The sequence below is a fragment of the Bradyrhizobium sp. GW821-FHT13H05 genome, from assembly GCF_058804065.1.
The window spans coordinates 284,764-305,317 of record NZ_JBXAPO010000003.1 but is presented as its reverse complement, the minus strand read 5'-3'; the positions used below and the strand labels follow the sequence as shown (position 1 = coordinate 305,317).

Annotated in this window: 16 protein-coding genes; 3 read left to right on the top strand and 13 right to left on the bottom strand. The window is 65.2% G+C overall.

Annotated elements, in window-relative coordinates; translation table 11 throughout:
- Positions 1-125 precede the first annotated feature (125 nt).
- The 3 genes from AC1RR3_RS10285 to AC1RR3_RS10275 form a co-directional block, all read right to left on the bottom strand.
- Positions 126-572 carry a c-type cytochrome gene (locus AC1RR3_RS10285; protein ID WP_492822012.1) on the bottom strand — a complete coding sequence of 149 codons (447 nt, stop codon included), beginning with the start codon at positions 570-572 and terminating at the stop codon, positions 126-128.
- Between the two features lie 177 nt (positions 573-749).
- Positions 750-3,059, bottom strand: a complete 2,310-nt coding sequence (locus AC1RR3_RS10280) for a xanthine dehydrogenase family protein molybdopterin-binding subunit (RefSeq protein ID WP_492822010.1) — start codon at positions 3,057-3,059, stop codon at positions 750-752.
- 296 nt (positions 3,060-3,355) lie between these two features.
- The gene (locus AC1RR3_RS10275) at positions 3,356-3,754 is read right to left on the bottom strand and encodes a DUF1127 domain-containing protein (protein WP_492822008.1); all 399 of its coding nucleotides are present in this window, start codon (positions 3,752-3,754) and stop codon (positions 3,356-3,358) included.
- A gap of 372 nt (positions 3,755-4,126) precedes the next feature.
- On the opposite strand from AC1RR3_RS10275, the gene AC1RR3_RS10270 reads away from it, so the two are divergent.
- Positions 4,127-4,819 carry a hypothetical protein gene (locus AC1RR3_RS10270; RefSeq protein WP_492822006.1) on the top strand — a complete coding sequence of 231 codons (693 nt, stop codon included), beginning with the start codon at positions 4,127-4,129 and terminating at the stop codon, positions 4,817-4,819.
- A 13-nt stretch (positions 4,820-4,832) separates the two neighbouring features.
- On the opposite strand, the gene murJ is transcribed toward AC1RR3_RS10270, so the two are convergent.
- The 5 genes from murJ to AC1RR3_RS10245 form a co-directional block, all read right to left on the bottom strand.
- Positions 4,833-6,359 (bottom strand): murein biosynthesis integral membrane protein MurJ, encoded by a 1,527-nt coding sequence (gene murJ, locus AC1RR3_RS10265; protein ID WP_492822004.1) that lies wholly within the window; start codon positions 6,357-6,359, stop codon positions 4,833-4,835.
- Between the two features lie 226 nt (positions 6,360-6,585).
- Positions 6,586-7,737, bottom strand: coding sequence for a DegT/DnrJ/EryC1/StrS family aminotransferase (locus AC1RR3_RS10260; protein ID WP_492822002.1), 1,152 nt, complete (start codon positions 7,735-7,737; stop codon positions 6,586-6,588).
- Between the two features lie 63 nt (positions 7,738-7,800).
- The gene (locus tag AC1RR3_RS10255; RefSeq protein ID WP_492822000.1) at positions 7,801-8,805 is read right to left on the bottom strand and encodes a Gfo/Idh/MocA family oxidoreductase; all 1,005 of its coding nucleotides are present in this window, start codon (positions 8,803-8,805) and stop codon (positions 7,801-7,803) included.
- A gap of 184 nt (positions 8,806-8,989) precedes the next feature.
- A complete protein-coding gene (locus AC1RR3_RS10250) occupies positions 8,990-10,402 on the bottom strand; it encodes a mannose-1-phosphate guanylyltransferase/mannose-6-phosphate isomerase (RefSeq protein WP_492821998.1) in 1,413 nt (470 codons plus the stop codon).
- A 7-nt stretch (positions 10,403-10,409) separates the two neighbouring features.
- The gene (locus AC1RR3_RS10245; protein WP_492821996.1) at positions 10,410-11,399 is read right to left on the bottom strand and encodes an SDR family NAD(P)-dependent oxidoreductase; all 990 of its coding nucleotides are present in this window, start codon (positions 11,397-11,399) and stop codon (positions 10,410-10,412) included.
- Positions 11,400-11,624: 225 nt separating this feature from the next.
- On the opposite strand from AC1RR3_RS10245, the gene AC1RR3_RS10240 reads away from it, so the two are divergent.
- Positions 11,625-12,584: a lysylphosphatidylglycerol synthase transmembrane domain-containing protein gene (locus tag AC1RR3_RS10240; RefSeq protein WP_492821994.1), complete on the top strand. Its 960-nt coding sequence runs from the start codon at positions 11,625-11,627 to the stop codon at positions 12,582-12,584.
- Positions 12,581-13,600, top strand: coding sequence for an MraY family glycosyltransferase (locus tag AC1RR3_RS10235; RefSeq protein ID WP_492821992.1), 1,020 nt, complete (start codon positions 12,581-12,583; stop codon positions 13,598-13,600). Before AC1RR3_RS10240 ends, AC1RR3_RS10235 begins: the two co-directional genes overlap by 4 nt.
- Here the strand turns inward: AC1RR3_RS10235 and AC1RR3_RS10230 are convergent.
- From AC1RR3_RS10230 to rfaE1, 5 genes are all read right to left on the bottom strand, one after another.
- A complete protein-coding gene (locus tag AC1RR3_RS10230) occupies positions 13,588-14,535 on the bottom strand; it encodes an NAD-dependent epimerase/dehydratase family protein (RefSeq protein ID WP_492821990.1) in 948 nt (315 codons plus the stop codon). The two genes, AC1RR3_RS10235 and AC1RR3_RS10230, sit on opposite strands and share 13 nt — an antisense overlap.
- The gene (locus AC1RR3_RS10225) at positions 14,532-15,764 is read right to left on the bottom strand and encodes a glycosyltransferase family 4 protein (protein WP_492821988.1); all 1,233 of its coding nucleotides are present in this window, start codon (positions 15,762-15,764) and stop codon (positions 14,532-14,534) included. The genes AC1RR3_RS10230 and AC1RR3_RS10225 overlap by 4 nt, the downstream gene beginning before the upstream one ends.
- A gap of 2 nt (positions 15,765-15,766) precedes the next feature.
- On the bottom strand, positions 15,767-17,680 hold the full coding sequence (locus tag AC1RR3_RS10220; protein WP_492821986.1) for an SDR family NAD(P)-dependent oxidoreductase: 1,914 nt from the start codon (positions 17,678-17,680) through the stop codon (positions 15,767-15,769).
- A gap of 84 nt (positions 17,681-17,764) precedes the next feature.
- A complete protein-coding gene (locus AC1RR3_RS10215) occupies positions 17,765-19,054 on the bottom strand; it encodes an O-antigen ligase family protein (RefSeq protein WP_492823133.1) in 1,290 nt (429 codons plus the stop codon).
- An 8-nt stretch (positions 19,055-19,062) separates the two neighbouring features.
- Complete coding sequence (rfaE1, locus tag AC1RR3_RS10210; RefSeq protein ID WP_492821984.1) at positions 19,063-20,547, bottom strand: D-glycero-beta-D-manno-heptose-7-phosphate kinase; 1,485 nt, start codon at positions 20,545-20,547, stop codon at positions 19,063-19,065.
- Positions 20,548-20,554: the final 7 nt, after the last annotated feature.

The window sequence follows — 20,554 nt, the reverse complement described above, 5'->3', positions numbered from 1 at the left end:
TTGCGCAACCGCCTGTTCTTGATTCCCGGTAGCCCGGATGGAGCGCAGCGCAATCCGGGACGGACCATCAGCTCGGATAGATATCCCGGATTTCGCTTCGCTCCATCCGGGCTACGAGCCTCGCCTCAACCGTTCTTGACGCGGAAGGTCTCGTGGCAGCCGCCGCATTCCTTGCCGACTGTGGGGAACGCCGCCTTGAGCGAGTCCAGATCCTTGATCTTGCCCTTGGCCTCGCTGACGACCTTGGCGAAGCTCGCGACCTTCGCATCGAACCCGGCCTTGTCCTCCCAGATCTTCGGCGAGGCGCTGTAGTCGCCCTCGGGCTTCACGCCCTTGGCGCTCGCCGGAAACAGGTTCGGCAGCTTCTTGGCGGTGTCCTCGAACTGCGCCAGCGCGCTGTCCACCGTGGCCTGGTCATAGGGCTTCTCGCCCTTGACCATCGCCGCCACCGCGCCGGCGTTCTTGCCGTTGCCCTTCATCAGCGTCTGGACCTCCTTGACGGAGTCCTGTTGTGCCCAAACTGCGCCCATACCGAGCAGCAGCGCGCCCCCAACAACCAACACTCGCTTCATTCGCAAAATCCCTTTCCCTGATGCAGGATCGTGCTGACCCCTCAATGGGCCAACACCGCTTGGCAGATTTCATTCCATCCGGAGCGCGATGATAAATTGTCGCGCTCTGGATTGTTCGATGGGCCTGCAAACGCGTTCCGCGTTTGCCCGCAAAACGCGTTCCGCGTTTGCTTGGGATCACAGGCTGTGACGGCGATGGTGCTCGTTGATGGCGATCCACACCCGCTCCGGGGTCGCCGGCATGTCGATGTGGTCGATCTTGTATTCGCGCCAGAGCCCGTCAACGATGGCGTTGACGACGGCCGGACAGGAGCCGATCGCGCCGGCCTCGCCCGCCCCCTTCACCCCCAGCGGATTGGTCTTGCAGGGAACGTTGGCGGTCTCGAACACAAAGGACGGACCGTCGGCTGCCCGTGGCAGCGCATAATCCATATAGGTCGCGGTGATGAGCTGGCCGTCGCCGGGGCCATAGACCACCTGCTCCATCAGCGCCTGGCCGATGCCCTGCATGGCGCCGCCATGCACTTGCCCCGCGAGCAGCAGCGGATTGAGCGTCTTGCCGAAATCGTCGACGATCACGTAGTTGACGATTCTGATGATGCCGGTGGCCGGATCGATCTCGACTTCGGCCACATGCGTGCCGTTGGGATAGGTGCCGTCGGCGCTGGCGAAGGTCGCGCTGCCGTTCAGCTTCGACGGATCGACACCGGGCCGCTTGGCGAGATCGGCGAACGAGATCGAACGGTCGGTGCCGGCGATCCGCACGATGCCGTCGGTAATCTCGAGGTCGCCGGCGCTGGCTTCCAGCGCCTGTGCCGCGATCTCCTTGAGCTTCTGGCCGAGCTCGCGCGTGGCACGCTCGACGCTGACACCGCCGGAGGGAATCGAGGCCGAGCCGCCGGTGCCGAGACCCGTGGCGATCATATCGGTGTCGCCCTGGTGGACGTGCACGCGCTCGGGCGGCACGCCGAACTGCTCGGCGACGATCTGCGCATAGGCGGTCTGGTGACCCTGCCCGCTCGACTGCGTTCCGATCAGGACGGTGATATCGCCGTTCGGGTCCATGCGCACATTGGCGGTCTCCTCGCCCATGGTGCCGCAGACCTCGACATAACTCGCAAGACCGATGCCGCGGATCAGGCCGTTCTTCTTGGCCGCCTTGGCGCGCTTTGAAAACTCCTTCCAGTCAGCGATTTCCATCGCGCGCTTGAGATGCGCGGCGAAGTCGCCGGAATCGTAGACCTTGCCGGTCGCGGTCTTGTAGGGCAGCGCTTTCGGCTGGATGAAGTTCTTGCGGCGGATGGCGTCCGGCGTCATCTCGAGTTTTCGCGCGCAGGCATCGACCAGACGCTCGATGACATAGGCAGCTTCAGGACGGCCCGCGCCGCGATAGGCATCGACCGGCACGCTGTTGGTGAAGATGGTGCGCACCCGGCAATGGAACGCCTGGATGTCGTAGAGGCCCGGCAGCATGCCCGCGCCGCCATGCGGAATGTAGGGCCCGAAAGTCGACAGATAAGCGCCCATGTCGCCCATCAGGTCGCAATCCATCGCGAGGAATTTACCGTCTTCAGCGAGCGCCATCTTCGCGGTGGTGACATTGTCGCGGCCCTGCGCGTCGCCCATGAAGTGCTCGGTGCGGTCGGCCGCCCATTTCACCGTCTTCTTCAGTTGCTTTGCCGCGACTGCCAGCAAGGCGTATTCGCGATATGGGAACAGCTTCGTGCCGAAGCCGCCGCCAACGTCGGGGCAGATCACCCGCATCTTCTCGGTCGGAATCTTGAGCACGTTCTGGCACAGGATGTCGCGCAGCCGGTGGCTGCCCTGGCTGCCGATCGTCAGGGTCAGGTGATCATTTTTGGCGTCGTATTCACAGACCGCCGCGCGCGTCTCCATGAAGCTTGCGACCACGCGCGGATTGACGATGGCGATTTCGGCGACCGCATGTGCCTTGGCGAAGGCGGCTTCGGTCGCCTTCTTGTCGCCGATCGAAACATCGAACAGCACGTTGCCGGCCTTGTCCGGCCAGACCAAGGCTGCGCCCTTCTTCACGGCGTTGACGACGCCGGTCACTGAAGGCAGCGGGCTCCATTTGACCTCGATCGCCTCGATCGCGTCGCGGGCCTGGTCGATGGTCTCGGCGACCACGAAGGCGATGGAATCGCCGACATGCCGCACCTCGTCCCTGGCGAGGATCGGATAGGGAGGCCCCTTGAACGGGTCGGTCTCGAGATTGAACAGGCAGGGCAGATCGCCGAGATCGGCGACGTCGGCAGCGGTCAGAATCAAGGCAACGCCCGGCAAGCCGCGGGCGCGGCTCGCATCGATGGTGAATTTGGCATGCGCATGCGGCGAACGCAGCATCAGGCAGCGCAGCGCGGCCTGCGGCGCATAATCGTCGGTATAGCGGCCCTTGCCGCGGATGAGCGCGTCATCCTCCTTGCGCAACACGCTCTGGCCGACGCCGAACTTGATAGGGGCTGCCATTTGATCTCCACGTCCGCATGGTTGTTTTGCCGGCATATTGCCGTGGAAAAAGTGGCAAGGCAAACGGGTTTAGGCCGGCGTCGACTGCGAAACATTGTCCGGTGCCCTTGCGCTCGGAGCGGGCTCGGTCCGAAGGGTCGCAGCGCGGTCATTTCCCTGTGAAGATCGATGCCCCCGCGGATGTCTTCAGCACGCTCCGTCACGGCCTCGCACTGCAGCGCACACCTGAGAAGCAAGCGGCCGTACTGACCGCCGCTTGTTCTCAGAGCGCATGTCCACGTCTCGCAGTTGATCTTCTACATCCCACCGCGGCTCAACAGATACCGCGTGTTGTCTCTCAGCCTGTCTATCGACCGCTGTGGTGTGAGGCTGTCGACCTCGCCACGCGTCAGGCCGATATCCAGCAGCTCCCTGTCGCTCAGGTCCTGCAAGGCGAGCCGTGGGCTCCGGCGCCGCTGCCGAAACGCAAGCCAGGACCGCCTGAGCAGGCCGAGGACGCTTGGCGTCGATGCGGCCTCTGGACCAGCAGCGTTCTTTGCCGACAAGGCGTTGTCCAGCGCCGCCGCGGACGCCTTGAGACGTGCTGCCAAAGCCTGGTCGACCGCGCTCTTCGCCGACACGATAGAGAGGTTGAGGCTACGCCTTGCGGGGTCGCCCTCGATCACGGGGGAAATATTCGTCAGTTGAGGTGGCATCGGACGCTCCTGCTGTTGTGCCGGCAGGGAGCGTGGCCAAACAAAAGGCCCCGTCCGATGCCGGCGGGGCCTGGTGGAAAAGATGTCGTCGTCGAATTCTAGCGCGCGACTCCTCCCACGGCCCAGCCGAAGCGGGTCATGTGGTTGCAGTTGAGTTTGCGCGACGATTTGATCATGAGATGCCCATAGCACGGCGATCACGCAAAATCAAGAGATGTGCGGAGGTCGGCTGCATCTTGGAGGCGAGTGCCCCGCTCCGCCCTAGCGCGGTCCAGCGAGATCAGCCAGTCACAGCCAGATTGCTGTGACAGTGCACTTGGCTTCTGCTACGGGAGATCAGTTGGGTAAACTGTCACCAGCAACAGACGCCAGATGCGCAACTCAGTTTTTATATTTGCAAGCATCGCCATTTTGATCGCTGCGCCTCCGCCATCTGGCGCACAGCAACCTCCTAATCCAACGGATAATCCTTCGCCCGCGGCGAGGGCCAAAACCTGCAGCGAATTGTTTTCACCGAACTCAACGGCGGAGTTCAACAAGAAGTGCATCGCGTTGGCCGGCCCTCTTGCTGCTATGCGAGATGAGACCCTTGTTCTTCGTATGGACGACGGCAGCCGAAAAATATTCGACAACAAGAAAGGAAGCGGTGCTTCTGAAGGAGGCTTCGGCTTCGGGCTCGCAGATTTCTACCCAGCGAGCCATATCTTTGTCGTTTGCGATCATGGCGTAGACGCAGGCGAATGCAAAGCCATCGACGGAAGAACCGGTCGCGAGCAGAATTTCGGAGATGCATTTCCGCAATTCTCGCCCGGCGGAGAGTGGGCACTCACCGTGGAATATGGCGAGGATGGCCTGACGGCATCAAATTTTACGATCCTGGATGCCAGAAAAGAAAAGCCGCTCGCAGTATGGACGTCCAAAGCGAGCAAGACACGCATACCCTCAAGATCCAAATTCGTCGCATGGATTGATGACAAGACGATCGAACTGGCAGGTCCCGGGCAAAAGGTGTTCTTGATCCAGACCCCTGACGGTCGTTGGGGCGTGAGCAAAACGTCCAGATAAGCGATCAGCACGGCTAGCTGCGCACGAGCGACACCAGCCAGCGGCGGCCGAACAGCATGATAATCGCGAGCGCGTAGACGATCGTGCCTCCGACGGCGAGCAGGACGAGCGTCAGCTCATCGTGGAAGTGCATCACGCCCAACGCAGAACCACTGACCCTCGCGATCAGCCAGAACGCGGCAGCGAGGATGAGGCCGATCAGCAGAAATTTGCCGAGCGACATCAGCCAGGCGCGGTCCGGCACGAGAAAGCCGCGCCGCACGGCGAAGAACAGCACCAGCAACAGATTGGTCCAGACGCCGACGGCAGTCGCCAGAGCGAGGCCGATCTGCGCGAGCGATCCCATCAGGGCGAGTTTCAGCGCGACGTTGACCGCGATGCCGGTCAGCGACGCCCGCACCGGCGTCGCGGTGTCCTTGCGGGCATAGAAGGTCGCGACTGCGCTGCGGATCAGCACGAAGGGAATCAGGCCGATCGCGTAGGCGGCGAGCGTGGCGCCGGCGGCGGCGGCATCGGCCTTCGAGAACGCGCCGCGGGCGAACAGCGCGCGCATGATCTCATCGGGCACGGTGAGGAAGGCGGCGACGAACGGGATCGAGAACAGCAGCGTGAAATCGAAGGCGCGGCGCTGCGCCTTCATCGCGCCGTCATGGTCGTTGGCGGTGATCCGCCGCGACATCTCCGGCAGCAGCACGGTGCCGATGGCGATGCCGATGACGCCGATCGGCAATTGGTTGAGGCGGTCGGCGTAGTACAGCGCCGACAGGGCGCCGGCGGGCAGGAAGGTCGCGATGATGGTGTCGGCGAACAGCGCGACCTGCGTGCCCATCGAGCCCAGCGTCGCCGGCCCGAGCGCCTTGAAGAAACCACGCACGTCCTCGTCGAGCTTCAGCGGCGCAAAGCGCGGCAGGCCGCCATGGCGGGCGAGATCGCCTGCGAGCAGGAAATATTGCAGGAAGCCCGAGATCAGGACGCCCCAGGCGGCGGCATGGCCCGCGGTCGGAAACCAGGCGGCGAGCGCCAGCGTCATCATCATCGCGACGTTGAGGAAGATCGATGCGGCCGCGGCGCTGGCAAAGCGCTGCATCACGTTGAGCATGCCGCCATAGAGCGTCACCAGCGTGATCAACAGCAGATAGGGAAAGGTGATCCGGGTCAGCTCGATCGCGAGCTTGCGCTGCTCGGCATCCTCGCTGAAGCCGGGCGCAAGCAAGCTCATGGCCTGCGGCATGAACAGCCAGGCGACGATCAGCAGCACCACTTGCGAGGCCAGCAGCAGCGTGAAGATGCGGTCGGCGAACAGTCTTGCCGCCCCCTCCCCGCGCTCGCCATGGACATGCGCATAGGCGGGTACCCAGGCGGCGTTGAAGGCGCCCTCGGCAAAGATCGCGCGGAAGTGATTGGGCAGCCGCAGCGCCACGAAAAAGGCGTCGGCCACGGGGCCGGCGCCGAGGATCGCCGCGAGCATGATGTCGCGGGCAAATCCCGTCAATCGCGAGAGCAGCGTGTAACCACCAACCGTGAAGATGCGTCCGAGCATGCGTCTGTTTTAGAGGCTTATCGAACAGAGGTCGATTGCATCTTGCGATGCGCATTGCTGTGCCCTCTCCCCTTGTGGGAGAGGGCAGCGCCGCGAGTAGACACAAGCTCATTGGGGTGAGGGGTTTGTCTCCGCGCATTCCGTGCGGAAACAAACCCCTCACCCGTCTCGCCGCTACGCGGCGAGCCACCCTCTCCCACAGGGGGAGAGGGGAAGAAAAGCAAAATCAGCCCGCAATCGCGCCGCGCACGGCCGCGATGATTCGCTCCTGGTCGGCTTCGGTCAGATAGGCATGCATCGGCAGGCTGATGACGTCCTGCGACAGGCTCTCGCAAGCAGGCAGGCCACCCTCGGCGACCGGATATTGCTTGTAGGCGGTCTGCTGATGCATCGACTTGCCGTAGTAGATCGCGGTCGGCACGCCCTGGGCCTTCAGCGCGGCGGCAAAGCCGTCGCGGTCGGTCCCCTTCGGCAGGCGGATGGTGTACTGCGCCCAGACCGAGGTGTTGCCGGGCGCCAGACGCGGCACGGTAACGACATTCGACAGCCCACGCGCGTAGCGCTCCGCAACCCTGTTGCGGGCGGCGATCTCGTCATCAAAGATCTTCAGCTTCTCGATCAGGACCGCGGCCTGCATGGTGTCGAGCCGGCCGGTCAGCCCGAGGCGGACGTTGTCGTATTTGTCCACGCCCTGCCCGTGCACGCGGATGCTGCGCAAGGTCGCGGCGAGCTCGTCGTCATCGGTGAAGATCGCGCCGCCGTCACCAAAACAGCCGAGCGGCTTTGCCGGGAAGAAGCTGGTTGCGGTGGCAAGTCCGAAGGTGCCGAGCTTGCGGCCCTTGTAGCTCGCACCAAAGCCCTGGGCGGCGTCGTCGAGCACGAGCAGGCCTTCGGCCTTGGCGATCTCGGCGATGGCATCGTGATCGGCAGGCTGGCCGAACAGATCGACCGGAATCACCGCGACCGGCTTGAGGCCGGCCTTGCGCGCGGTCGCGATACCGCGCTTGAGCGATTCCGGGCTCATGTTGAAGGTCGCTTCATCGACGTCGACATAGACAGGCGTCGCGCCGGTCCGCGCCACCGGCGACGCCGTCGCGATGAAGGTGAAGGATGGGCAGAACACGGCATCGCCGGGCCCGACATTCTTCGCCATCATCACCATCAGGATGGCGTCGGTGCCGCTGGCGCAGCCGATCACATGCTTGGCGCCGGAATAGGCCGCGAGCTGCTTCTCGAGCTCGGCGACTTCAGGGCCGTTGACGAACTGGCAATGGTCGAGCACGCGCTTGACGGCCGCATCGAGCGAAGCGCCGAGCCGGCGGCGCTGCGAGGCGACGTCGATGAAGGGAATGGGTTCGGAACGCAGATGCTGGTTCATGGCCTGATTCTTGGCGCCTTGCTGATTGTCTTGCGAAGTTGGAGAAGCCGACATGGAGAGGGATCAGCCGGCGATGCGACGCGGGCCCTTGCGGGCGGGCGACGTCGCGGCAGGACGCGATGGCGTCTCCAGGCACTGCGTCGCGATCTCGAGGCTGGCGACGCCCTCGTCGCCGGTGACCGCCGGAACCTCGCCATGGCGCACGGCCTTGAGGAACGCGATCAGCTCGGCGCGGAGCGGCTCGTCATGGCCGACAGGCAGATGCCGCATCGAATAGCTGCCGTCAGGCTTGAAGCCGAAACATTCGGTGACCTGGCGCGTGAGCAGATCGCCCATCACGTATTTGCCGCGGGTCGCGACTGTGACGCTGCGCGCCTTGAACGGCGTCAGCCAGTTGGTGTTGATGTGGGCGAGCACGCCGTTGGCGGTGCGGAACTGCAACAGCGCGATGTCCTCGCGCTCGGCGACCGCGCTCGACAATTGCGGCTGCACCTCGACGATGTCGGATTCGGTGAACCAGCGGATCAGGTCGATGTCATGCACGGCGAGGTCGATGACGACGCCGACATTGGACATGCGCGGCGGGAACGGGCCGACGCGCGTGATCGCGATGGAGAGAATGTCCTCGCCCGCAATCGCCTGCTTGACGGCGGCGACCGCCGGATTGAAGCGCTCGACATGGCCGACCATCAGCGTGACGCCGGCCTTCTGCGCGGCGGCGACGATCTCGCGGCCTTCCGCGACCGTGGAGGCGATCGGCTTCTCGACCAGCACGTGGATGTTCTTGGCGATGCAGGCGAGCGCGACCTCGTGATGCAGATGGGTCGGCGCGGCGATGGTGACGGCATCGACGCCTGCGGCGAAGAGCTGGTCGACGGTCTCGAAGCCCTGGCAGCTGGCAAGCTCGGTGGTACGCGCAAGGTGCGCCGGAGACGGATCGACCACACCGACGAGGGTGACGCCGGGCAACCCCGCGAGCACGCGCGCGTGGTTGCTGCCCATCACGCCCGCGCCAATGACGCCGACGCGCAAGCCTGCCTTGGCAGGTGCTGACCCTTTGGAACTCATCTGAGCAAACCCCGATTCAACGCAAATCCCCGGGCCGCTTCTAGCACGGGTGCCACATTTGTGGCGAATGCCGGCCTCATTGACCGGACACGATTTGATTCAAAAAGTTACACGTTCCCCGAGCCTTAAGCCACTGAAAGATACTGCTCTTTCGGCCCGGGTCGCGTGATTCGGGGCCTGCTGGTTACGACCTTTGATAGTCGTCTTCAATCCGGATGATGTCGTCTTCCCCGAGATAGCTTCCAGTCTGGACCTCGATCAGCTCCAGCATGATCTTGCCGGGGTTCTCCATCCGGTGCACCGCGCCCATCGGGATGTAGATGGACTCGTTCTCGTGCACCGTCTTGACGGTCTCGTTGACGGTGACGCGGGCCGCGCCACGGACAACGATCCAGTGCTCGGCACGATGATGGTGCTTCTGCAGCGACAGCCGCCCGCCGGGCTTGACCACGATGCGCTTGACCTGGTGGCGCTCGCCATTGTCGACCGACTGATAGCTACCCCAGGGCCGATGCACCTTCAGATGCTCCTCGGTGACCTTCGGTGCGACCGCCTTCAGCTTGGTCACCAGACGCTTCAGGCCATTGGCATCCTTCTGGCGCGAGACGAGAACGGCATCCGCCGTCGCCACCACGACGAGATCGTCGACGCCTTCGAGCGCGACCAGGGCGGCATCGGTGGTGACGTTGCAATTGCGGGAGTCTTCGAACACGGCGGTGCCGTGCGCGGCATTGCCTTGCGCGTCCTTCTCCGACAATTCCCACACCGCGAGCCAGGAGCCGACGTCGGACCAGCCGCAGGACACCGGCACGACCGCGGCGCGCGCGGTCTTCTCCATCACAGCATAGTCGATCGAGATCGCCTTGGCGGAGCCGAACGCCTGCGGCTCCAGCGTCACGAAGCCGAGGTCGCGGCCAGCATTGGTGACCGCATCGGCGATCGCCTCCACGCTTGCCGCATCGACCTTGCGGTATTCGTCGAGAAGAACGGTGGCCGGGAACATGAAGTTGCCGCTGTTCCAGAAGTAGCCCGAACTGACGTAATCAGCGGCCTTCACCGCATCCGGCTTCTCGACGAAGCGCGCGACCGCGTGCACCGTGCCTGATATCACCTCGCCCGGGCTGATATAGCCGTATTCGGTCGCCGGCCGTTCCGGCTTGACGCCGAAGGTCACGATGCGCCCGGCGCTGGCGGCCGTGAGGCCCTCGCGGCAGGCGGCGACGAAGGCGGCGTTGTCCTGCACGACGTGGTCGGCTGCGAGCGCGAGCACGATCGCATCGCTGGCGCGGTTCTGCGCGAACACCGCGCCTGCTGCGATCGCGGGACCGGAGTCGCGCCGCATCGGCTCGAGGATCACGTCGGCCTCGATGCCGATCTCGGCGAGCTGCTCCAGCACCATGAAGCGATAGGACGCATTGGTGATGACGACAGGACGATCGAACAGCGCGGCATCCGAAACGCGCAGCAGCGTGTCCTGGAAGGTCGAGCGTGTGCCGAACAGCGGCAGGAACTGCTTGGGGCGCACCTCGCGCGAGGCCGGCCACAGCCGCGTGCCGGCACCGCCGCACATGATCAGGGGGATGATGCGTTTATCCATCGTCATCTCAAACCTTGAAGTAGTCCCGATACCAGGTGACAAAATTACGAACCCCGTGCGCGATCGGCGTTGACGGGGCAAAGCCGGTGTCGCGCATCAGATCCTCGACATCCGCGAACGTTTCCAAAACGTCTCCGGGCTGCATCGGCAGCAATTCCTTGATCGCCGTCCGACCCAGCTCCTGCTCCAGAAGTCCGACCACATGCATCAGCTCTTCCGGGTGATGGTTGCCGACATTGTAGACCTTCGACGGCGCATTTGCGGCAGCCGGGTCATCGGCGGGCACCCGATCGATCAGCTTGGACACGACACGGGTCACGTCGTCAATATAGGTGAAGTCGCGGCGCATCTTGCCATGGTTAAAGAGCCGGATCGGCCTCGAAGCCATGATGGCGCTCACAAACAGAAACATGGCCATATCGGGCCGTCCCCACGGACCGTAAATGGTAAAGAAGCGCAAGGCGGTGACCGGCAGCCGGTAGAGATGGCTGTAGGACTGCGCCATCACCTCGTTCGCCTTCTTGGTCGCGGCATAGAAGCTCACCGGATGATCGGTCCGGTCCTGCACGGAAAATGGCAGTTTCGTGTTGGCGCCGTAAACGGAGGATGACGAAGCGTAGACGAGATGACGACAGCCGTTGTGGCGGCAGCCCTCCAGCACGTTGAGAAAACCCTGGAGGTTGGAATCGGCGTAAGCCTGCGGATGGTCGATCGAGTAGCGCACGCCGGCCTGCGCCGCCAGGTGCACGACCTCGGTAAACCGGTGGCGCGCGAACAGCGCCGCGATCGTCTCCCGGTCGGCGAGATCGGCCTTGACGAAGGAAAATCCCGAATCCTCTTGCAGCAGTTCCAGGCGCGCCTGTTTCAGCGCCGGATCATAATAGCTGTTGAGATTGTCCAGCCCGACGACGGGCCGGCCTTCGCCGAGAAGCTGCCGGGCGACGTGAAAGCCGATGAAGCCGGCGGCCCCCGTGACCAAAATCGCCTGATCCGTCATCCTGTTCCCAAGGGGACCCAAAAATCCGATCCTGTGCCCACGCCGCCTCTTTAGCCGGTATCGCGGGGGGCGCAATAGCCCCGCGGCCGTTCATGACCGCTCCTTATGACCGCTCCCTATTAACCGCTATTGCAAGATCGACGCCAAAACCATACCAAAGCGGCCGAATTCGGCGCCTCGCGTCGGGTTGCCTCAATCTTCGCAAACCCTGATCATGCGGGCGAGATGCGCCGAATCCTGCTGTCGACGGCCAAGATCCTGATTTCCGGAGCGCTGCTCTATCTGGCGCTGCGCAAGGTCGATCTGACCGAACTGTTGTCGCGCTTCACTGCGACCAGCCTGTTCTGGATCGCCATGGCGATCGCGGTCACGTTCCTCCAGATCTTCGTCGGCGTGCTGCGCTGGCGCGAGGTCAGCGCCGAATGCGGCGCGCCGCTCGAGCTCGGCCGCGCGATGCGCTACAACGTGATCGGCTCCTTCTTCAACCAGACCCTGCCGTCCGCGATCGGCGGCGACGCCGTCCGGCTGTGGCTGGTCGCGCGCGCCGGCGCCGGATGGCGTGCAGCCACCTATTCGATCTTCGTCGATCGCGCCATCGGCCTCGTCGCGCTTGCGATCGTCATCGGCGCGAGCCTGCCCTGGAGCTACCAGCTCATCACCGATCCGCACGGACGCTCGGCGCTGCTGCTGCTCGACGCCGTGGCGCTGGCGGGCGGCATCGGCTTCCTGGTCTTCGGTGCGCTGAAATGGCGGTGGCTGAAGACCTGGTGGGCCACCCACCACATCCATGCCTGCGCCGTGATCGCGAACCGCGTGATCTTCAACGCCCGGCGCGGGCCCGCGATCGCGATCCTGTCGTTCGCCGTCCACGTGCTCGCCGTCGTCATCGCCTGGTGCGTGGTGCAGGCGATCGCCGCCCCGGTCAGCTTCGGCCAGGTCTTCCTGCTGATTCCGCCGGTCATGCTGATCACCCTGATGCCGATCTCGATCGCCGGCTGGGGCGTGCGCGAGGCGACCATGGGCCTCGCCTTCGGCTTCGCCGGGCTCGCGCCAAACGAAGGCGTCAACATCTCGCTGCTGTTCGGCGCAGTCTCCTTCATCGTCGGCGCGTTCGGCGGCCTCGTCTGGATCCTCAGCGCGGAAAAGGCCGCGCAGGGCTCGGCGCCGCTCGGAGTGCCGGAGTGAGCCCGGCCACCGACGCCCTCGCCGTCATGCCCTCGCTGCTTGCCGTTGCGATCGCCGCGCTGATATCGGCCGTCATCACCTGGACCAGCCGTCCCCTGCTCCAGCGCTATGCGCTGGCGCGGCCGAATGCACGGTCCTCGCACCGTATCCCGACCCCACAAGGCGCAGGCATCGCGGTGATATCGGCGACGCTCGTCGTCGCAGCCGCGTGGGGGGCCTCGGCGCATGTCGCGATCCCGCCGGTACTGGTCATTGCAACGATCGTGATCGCGCTGGTCGGCTTCGCCGACGACATCGTGTCGCTGCCGGTGCCGGTGCGACTCGTGCTGCAAGCAGCCTGCGTCGGCGCGGTCGTGTTCACCGCGCCCGAGACCGCACGCATCGTGCCTGCGATGCCGCTCGCCCTGGAGCGCAGCCTCATCCTCTTCGCCGGAATCTGGTTCGTGAACCTCGTCAACTTCATGGACGGGCTCGATCTGATGACGGTGGCGGAAGTGGTGCCGGTCACCGCAGCGCTGCTGCTGCTGGGCTGGCTCGGCGAGCTATCGTGGCCGGCCGCGCTGCTCGCCACGGCCCTGTGCGGCGCCACGCTCGGCTTTGCGCCGTTCAACAAGCCGGTGGCAAAAGTGTTCTTGGGGGATGTCGGCAGCCTGCCGATCGGCCTCTTGCTCGGCTGGTGTTTGCTGGAGCTCGCCTGGCACGGACAGCCGGCCGCGGCGCTGCTGCTGCCGGCCTATTATCTCGCCGATTCCACCATCACGCTGTTTCGCCGCATCGCGCGCCGCGAACAGTTCTGGTCGGCGCACCGTTCACATTTCTATCAGCGCGCGACCGACAACGGCTTCACCGTCCGCCGCGTGATCGGCGATGTGTTCGCGCTCAATCTCGTGCTGGCGGGGCTCGCCATCGTCACCGTCCGCGCCGGCGCGATGGCCATCACGATCGTCTCGCTGCTCGCCGGCGCGATCGCGATCGGCTTCGTGCTGCGCCGCTTCTCCCGCCCTCAGGCGTCCTGAGCCATCAGGGCGAGCCGCAAGCCCTCGTCGAGCGAGACCTGCGGCTGCCAGCCGGTTGCGATCGCCTTGGAGACGTTGAGCTCGAGCGAGCCGATCAGGCTGTCATGCGTGTCCTGCCGGCCGAGCACGCTGAGAAGCGTGCTGAGCAGGTGTGGCGGCATGCCGAACAGCCGCGGGCTCTTGCCGGATGCCTTGGCCAGGCGTGCGATGAATTCGGGCGTCGAGACCTGCTCTTTATCGGCAACCAGGAAGATCTCGAAATTGCTCCCCGCATCCGGGTGAGAGAGCCGGCGCAGGATGAACGACGAGAGGTTCTGCACGGCCAGAAAGGCGCGGTGATTGTGGATCGCGCCAAAGGGCAGCGGCAGCCCCAGATTCACCGCACGTGTCAGCAGCGCAAAATTGCCCTTGGCGCCGGCGCCGTAGACCAGCGGCGGCCTGATCACCGAGATCCTCATGGTGCTGTCGCGCGCGAGCGTCCTCAAGCCGGCCTCGGCCGCGGCCTTGGACATCCCGTAGAGGCCGCGCGGCGTCAGGATGTCGTCCTCGCTGAACGGTGCGCGGCCCTCATTGCTGCGGCCGTGCACGAGAACGGTGCTGACGAAGATGAACTGACGCACGCCGGCCGTCGCCGCGGAGCGCGCCAGGTGCAGCGTGCCGGCGATGTTGACGTTGCGGTAGAGCTGGACCGCGTGCTCCTCGTGCTTGTGATGCACGCGCGCGGCAAGGTGGACGACGGCGTCGACGCCATCGAGCACGGCCTGCCAATCGGTTTCAGGACCGATCGTCTCGATCACGACCTCGTCGTCCTTGCCTTCCGGGCTGCGGACCGCGCGGCGGACCGACCATCCCTGGCTCGCCAGCGCGGGCGCGACATGACGGCCGACGAAGCCGCTCGCTCCCGTGACCAGCACAACCGGCTTGCGCTCGTTCATCGTCGCTCCGAGAGGTCGGGGTTGCGCAGCAATTCATCGATCAGCCCGGCATAGGCGTTCATCGCGGTCGTCCGGTCGAACTTCGAAGCCGCCTTCACCGCGCGTTCGGCAAGAGCGCCGTCGTCGGATCGGGACGCCGCACGGATCGCGTCTGCGAGCTGATCGGCCCGGCCCGGCGTCACCACCCAGCCGAGCCCGTTCTCCACCACCGTCAACGCGGCCTCGGCCTCCGGCTCGGAGACCAGCACCACGGGACGGCCGACCGCCAGCAGATTGTAGAACCGGCTCGGTACCGACACCCCCGCAACGTCCTTCCGGTACGGAATGATCCAGAGATTGGCAGACGCCAGAAACGCCTCGAGCTCGGCATCCTCGACGCGCCCCACGAAGGAGACATTGGAGAGGTTTGCGTCCGCCTGCAACTGCTTCAGCCGCGCGAAGCCGATGCCCCAGCCGGACAGCAGGAAGTGGATGTCCGGCTCGCCCTTCAGGAGCCGCGCCGCCTCGAACACGATCTCGGGATCATGCGTGAAGCCGAGATTGCCCGACAGGCCGACGACGAAGCGCGCGGAGAGCGCTGTTCGGAATGGATTGTCCGGCGACAACGGGCGCAGCGCGGGCACGAGCGTCGCCCAGTTCGGGATGAAGCGGATCTTGTTCCGCCGCATCCCGGAATAGCTCAGCAGCGGCCCCTCGGCGTCGCGGCCGATGGTGATCACGGCATTGAGCGCGCGGAACATCAGGCTGTTGGCGGCGCGCATCGTCCGGGCCACGATCGAGCCGGGCTTCAGAAGTCCCGCCATCACCAGCACGTCGGGGAACAGGTCGTGCAAGATCAGCGCCGAGCGCGCACCCTTGAGCCACGCCGCTGCGGCAACGGCGTAAGGCAGCATGAACGGCGCGGTCACGGTGAGCACGACGTCCCCCGCCTTGAGCTGCCGGATCAGCGCGAAGAAAATGCGCGCCGCAAACAGCAGTTCGGACGCGCCGCGCCGCAGCAGCGCCGCCTTGCCCGCCATCCGGTTCCTGACGGCCACGACGCGCGGCTTGCCCGGACCGGTCTGCGAGGCCGGGAGCGCACCCGGCGAGCCCGACAGCACCACGACCTCGTGCTCCGCGGCGAGACGGCAGGCGATCTCGGCCATGATCGCCGCGGTCGTGCTCGGATCCGGCGGGTAGTGCTGGCTCGCGACGACGACCTTGCCAAAGACCTTGCCATGGGACTGCATGGTCAGGCCGCGGTCGACCCGAATTCCGGAACCGCATCCTTCAGGATGGTCTTGATCGTGGCGCGATCGTCGCGCGCGATCGCCTGCTCGAGCGCCGCGATCCATTTGCGCAGCGTCTGCATCGGCGGCTCGTTCGGCTGGGCGGCCATGATGCCGGCAACGCCGATCTCGCGGGTCGGCTCCTCGGAGGCGAACAGGATCTCGTGCAGGCGCTCGCCCGGCCGCATGCCGGTGAACACGATCTCGATGTCGTAGCCGGGCTGCAGGCCGGAGAGGCGGATCATGCGCTCGGCGAGATCGACGATCTTCACCGGCTGGCCCATGTTGAGCACGTAGACCGAGACGTCGGGACGCTGCGTTCCGAGCGCATGCGTCGCTGCGGTGATGACGAGATCGCAGGCCTCGCGGATGGTCATGAAGTAGCGGACCATGTCGGGATGGGTCACGGTGACGGGGCCGCCGGCCTCGATCTGGGCCTTGAACTTCGGCACCACCGAGCCGTTCGAGGCCAGCACATTGCCGAACCGGACCGAGATCAGCCGCATCGGCGGCTTGCCGCCGCCGCTGCCGGCCGCAAGGTCATGATCGAGCGCCTGGCAGTACATCTCGGCGAAGCGCTTGGTGAGGCCGAGCATCGACACCGGCTCGATCGCCTTGTCGGTCGAGATCATCACCATGGCTCCCGCACCGGCGCTGTGCGCGGCATCGGCCACGTTGATCGAGCCGAAGATGTTGGTCTTGACGCCCTCGCTCCAGTCGCGCTCGAGGATCGGCACGTGCTTGAGGGCTGCGGCGTGGAACACGATGTCGGGCTTGAACTCGGCCATCAGGCGCATGATGCGCTCGCGGTCGCGGATGTCGGCGATCCGTCCCTCGATCTCGGCAAGTGCGCCGTGCGCGGCGAGCGCTTCCGTGACCGCGTAGAGTGCCGGCTCGGAATTTTCCACGATCAGCAGGCGCGCGGCGCCGAAGGCGACGACGCGCTCGCAGATCTCCGAACCGATCGAGCCGCCGCCGCCGGTGACGATGATGGCCTTGCCCTTGATCAGCGCTTCCAGCCGCGCATAGTCGATCTTCTCGCTCGGCCGCAGCAGCAGGTCCTCGACCGCGACGGCGGTGAGGCGCGGCGTATCGCCGCTCTCGAGCGAGGGCATGCGGTTGACGATGACGCCGAGCTTGCGCGCCCGCATCAGGATCGATTCCGGATGCGCCTCCGGATCGAACGCCGACGGCATCATGATGAGGCGCGCGATCGCCTTGTTGCGCTTGGCCAAGTCGCCGATGACGTCCTCGATATCGTCGATGCCGCCGAGCACCGGCAGGTTGCGGATCAGCTGGCCGCGATCCGAGCTCGACGGCGACAGCACGCCGACCGGCCAGATGCGCTTGATGGCCCCGCTCTCGATGCCGCGGAGCAGCACCTCGGCATCCGCGGCGCGGCCGATCAGCAGCGTCGGCGCGGCATCCTCGGTGCGAGCGTGACGCCGCACCCGCGTATAGCGGAAATAGCGGTAGGCCATCCGCAGCGCGCTGAGGAAAGCGATCTCGAGGAACCAGTAGAGGACGATCGTCACCTTGCCGAGAAAGAAGGCGCCGCGGACATTGGGGGCGACGAAGATGTAGTCGAGCGCGAGCAGCGCCACCGTCAGCACGGTTGCGACGCGGATGATGTTCAGCGCGTCGGGCAGCGAGATGAAGCGCCATTTCGTCGTGGTCAGGTTGAAGACGAAGAACACGACCACGCTGAAGGCGAGGAAATAAGGCAGGATCTGGAGCAGCAGCGGCAGGCGGTCGTAGAAGCCCTCGCCGCCCTCGAAACGCAGATAGAACGCCGTGAACAGCGCCGCCGCGGTCGCCAGCAGGTCGTGGAGCGCGATCATGAAATTGCGCAAAGTGAGATGCGAAAGACGCGTCATCCGCCGACCGATGAATATCCCGTTGGGTGCAACCTGACCGCGCTGATAACCCATCTTAACAAGACTTGCCAGCCGCGCGGCCGTTCAGGAACCGGCTTCCCCCATCTTCGCCTCGGCCTGTTGTCCCCGGATCACCATGCCGCCGGCGACGCCGACGCCGATGACGTACATCCAGCCCTCGTGGAAATCGAACAGATGGGAGTTGAACAGCGAGGTGAAGACGTTCTGGACCACGACCAGCAAACCGATCCATTTCGCAAAGCCGTCGCCGCGAAACAGCAGGAAATGAGCGATCCAGATCGCGTAGAGAACGACGATGCCGATGACGCCCCACTGCACGGCGACGTGCAGCGTCTGGTTATGCGGATTCGGAAAGACCCTGACGCCTGGAACCCATGACGGCTCTTTGGCGGCCCGCTCGAACAATCCCTGCGAGGAGCCGGTCCCATGTCCCGCAAGCGGAGCTTGCACGAAGAACTGTGCTGAATGCCGCCAATATTCGAGACGTTCGCCCATCGACGTCGGAACGTTCTCCTCCATGTAGAGCCGATAGTCACGGGAGAATGTGTCCGCGGTCTTGCGCAGTTGCGGTGAGGCCTGCCAGGCAACGGCGGCGCCGGCGATCAGGGCAACGCAGATGATGGCGATGCTGCGCCACCTCAAATGCAGCAGCGCGAACACGGCGAGCATGATGGGCACGGTCACGAGCGCGGTGCGCGAGACCACCACGAAGGCCATATTGACCAGGAAGCTCAGCGCCAGAGCCGTGAGCAGGCCGGCGAGCCAATAACGCTTCTCGCGCAACAGCATCATCACGGGATAGGCGAGCGCGACCGCGCACAGCGTGAATTCCTGGCTCTGGTCGATGTAATTCTTGACGAAGATGCCGCGCTCGAGGGGATCATCGCCCGGTTTCAGCGACAGGCCGGGGTAGAAGGCCACCAGCCACGACATCACCGACAGCAGCGCACAGGACACCAGGAAGGCGATGAACATCCAGTTGCCGCGCGGCGACCGCTCGAAATGGTAGAGCAGAACGGGAAGCACGAGCAGCTTGACGGTCGGCCCCACGGCATAGAGGCGCGCGCCCCAGGCCGCGTCCGACCACAGCGTGCCCGCCAGCGCGAGCACGAACAGCGCGATCGGCGCCGCAGAGATCGGCCGCTTCAGCGATTGCGCGAACGCGCGGACATCGAGAAACGGCACCATGCAGACCAGGAACACGGCGTTGAAAATCGCCACGAGCGAGGTCGACCAGGGCAGCGAGGCCACGGTCAGGATCGCGAACAGGTCGACCGTCTCGCTCCAGGCCGCCGGGCTGCGAAAGCGCCGCCACAGCATCTGGAGGGTCGTCTCCCGGGCCAGCGCCGTCACTTGACCCGTCACTGACCCCCTCCCCGCGCGCGATGGACCAGCGCGGTCGTGCTGAAGCCCTGGAGGATGTCGACCAGCACGACCACCCCGCCCGCGGCTTCGACGACCTCGTGACCGACCACCTGCTCGCGGGTGTAGTCGCCGCCCTTCACCAGCGCGCTGGGCTTGATGCGCGTGATCAGGTCGATCGGCGTGTCCTCTTCGAAGATGACGACGAGATCGACGGCCTCTAACGCTGCCAGCACTTCCGCGCGCGCACGTTCGTCCTGGACCGGGCGATCCGCGCCCTTCAGCCGGCGCACCGAGGCGTCGCTGTTGAGGCCGACGATCAGGCGGTCGCAGGCGCCGCGCGCCGCCGTCAGCACCTTGACGTGGCCGGGATGCAGGATGTCGAAGCAGCCATTGGTGAAGCCGACGCGCAAATCTTGCCGGCGCCATTCGGCGAGCTGCGCCTCGAGCGCGCCGGGCTCGAGCACGATCTTCTCCTCGGCGGCAAGATAGGCGTGCGGCAGGATCTTTCGCCGCAGCTCGGCCGCGCTCACGCTCGCGGTGCCCTGCTTGCCGACGGCCACGGAAGCAGCCGCATTGGCCATGCGCAGCGCCGTATCCCAATCCGCGCCTGCGGCAAGCGAGACCGCGAGTGCGGCGGCGACGGTATCACCGGCGCCGGAGACGTCGCGCACCTTCACTGGGACAGCCGGAACATGAACGGCATCGCCTGTGCGCGGCACCAGCGTCATGCCGTGCTCGCCTTGCGTGACCAGGATCGCCTCGCAATCGGCCAGCCGCATCACGTCCTCTGAGGCATCGACGATGCTCTGCGGCGTGTCGGCGCGGCTGCGGGTTGCTTCCGCAAATTCCTTGCGATTGGGCGTGAGCAGCGTGGCACCGCGATAGATCGCCCAGTTCAGGCTCTTGGGATCGACGATCACGCGCTTGCCGAGCTTTCGCGCAGCATCGATGGTGTGACGGATCACGCGCGCGGTCAGCACGCCCTTGGCATAGTCGGAGAGCAGCACGATGTCGGCGCGCGCGATCTGCGGCAGGATGGCGTCGATCAGCGCGGTCTCGACCGCGTCGGAGGCGGGCGCCGCCTGCTCCCAGTCCGCGCGCAGCATATGCGTGGAAAAATGCTCGGAGACGAAACGGACCTTGCGCGTGGTCGGCCGCGACGGATCGCACACCAGCACGCTTTCGATTGCACCATATTCGGCCAGCGCCGAGGCGAGCCGCTTGCCGGAATCATCCTCGCCGACGAGGCCGACGAAGATGCAGCGTGCACCGAGGGAGGCGACATTGCGCGCGACGTTGCCGGCGCCGCCGATATGGATCTCGCTGCGCTGGGCCACGATCACAGGCGTCGGCGCTTCCGGCGAAATCCGCGACACCTCGCCATAGACGAACTCGTCCAGCATGATGTCGCCGATGCAGAGCACCGTACGGCCACTGATGGTTTGCGCGAGGGAATCGAAATCGAGAATGGGCGTCGCCATGATCAAA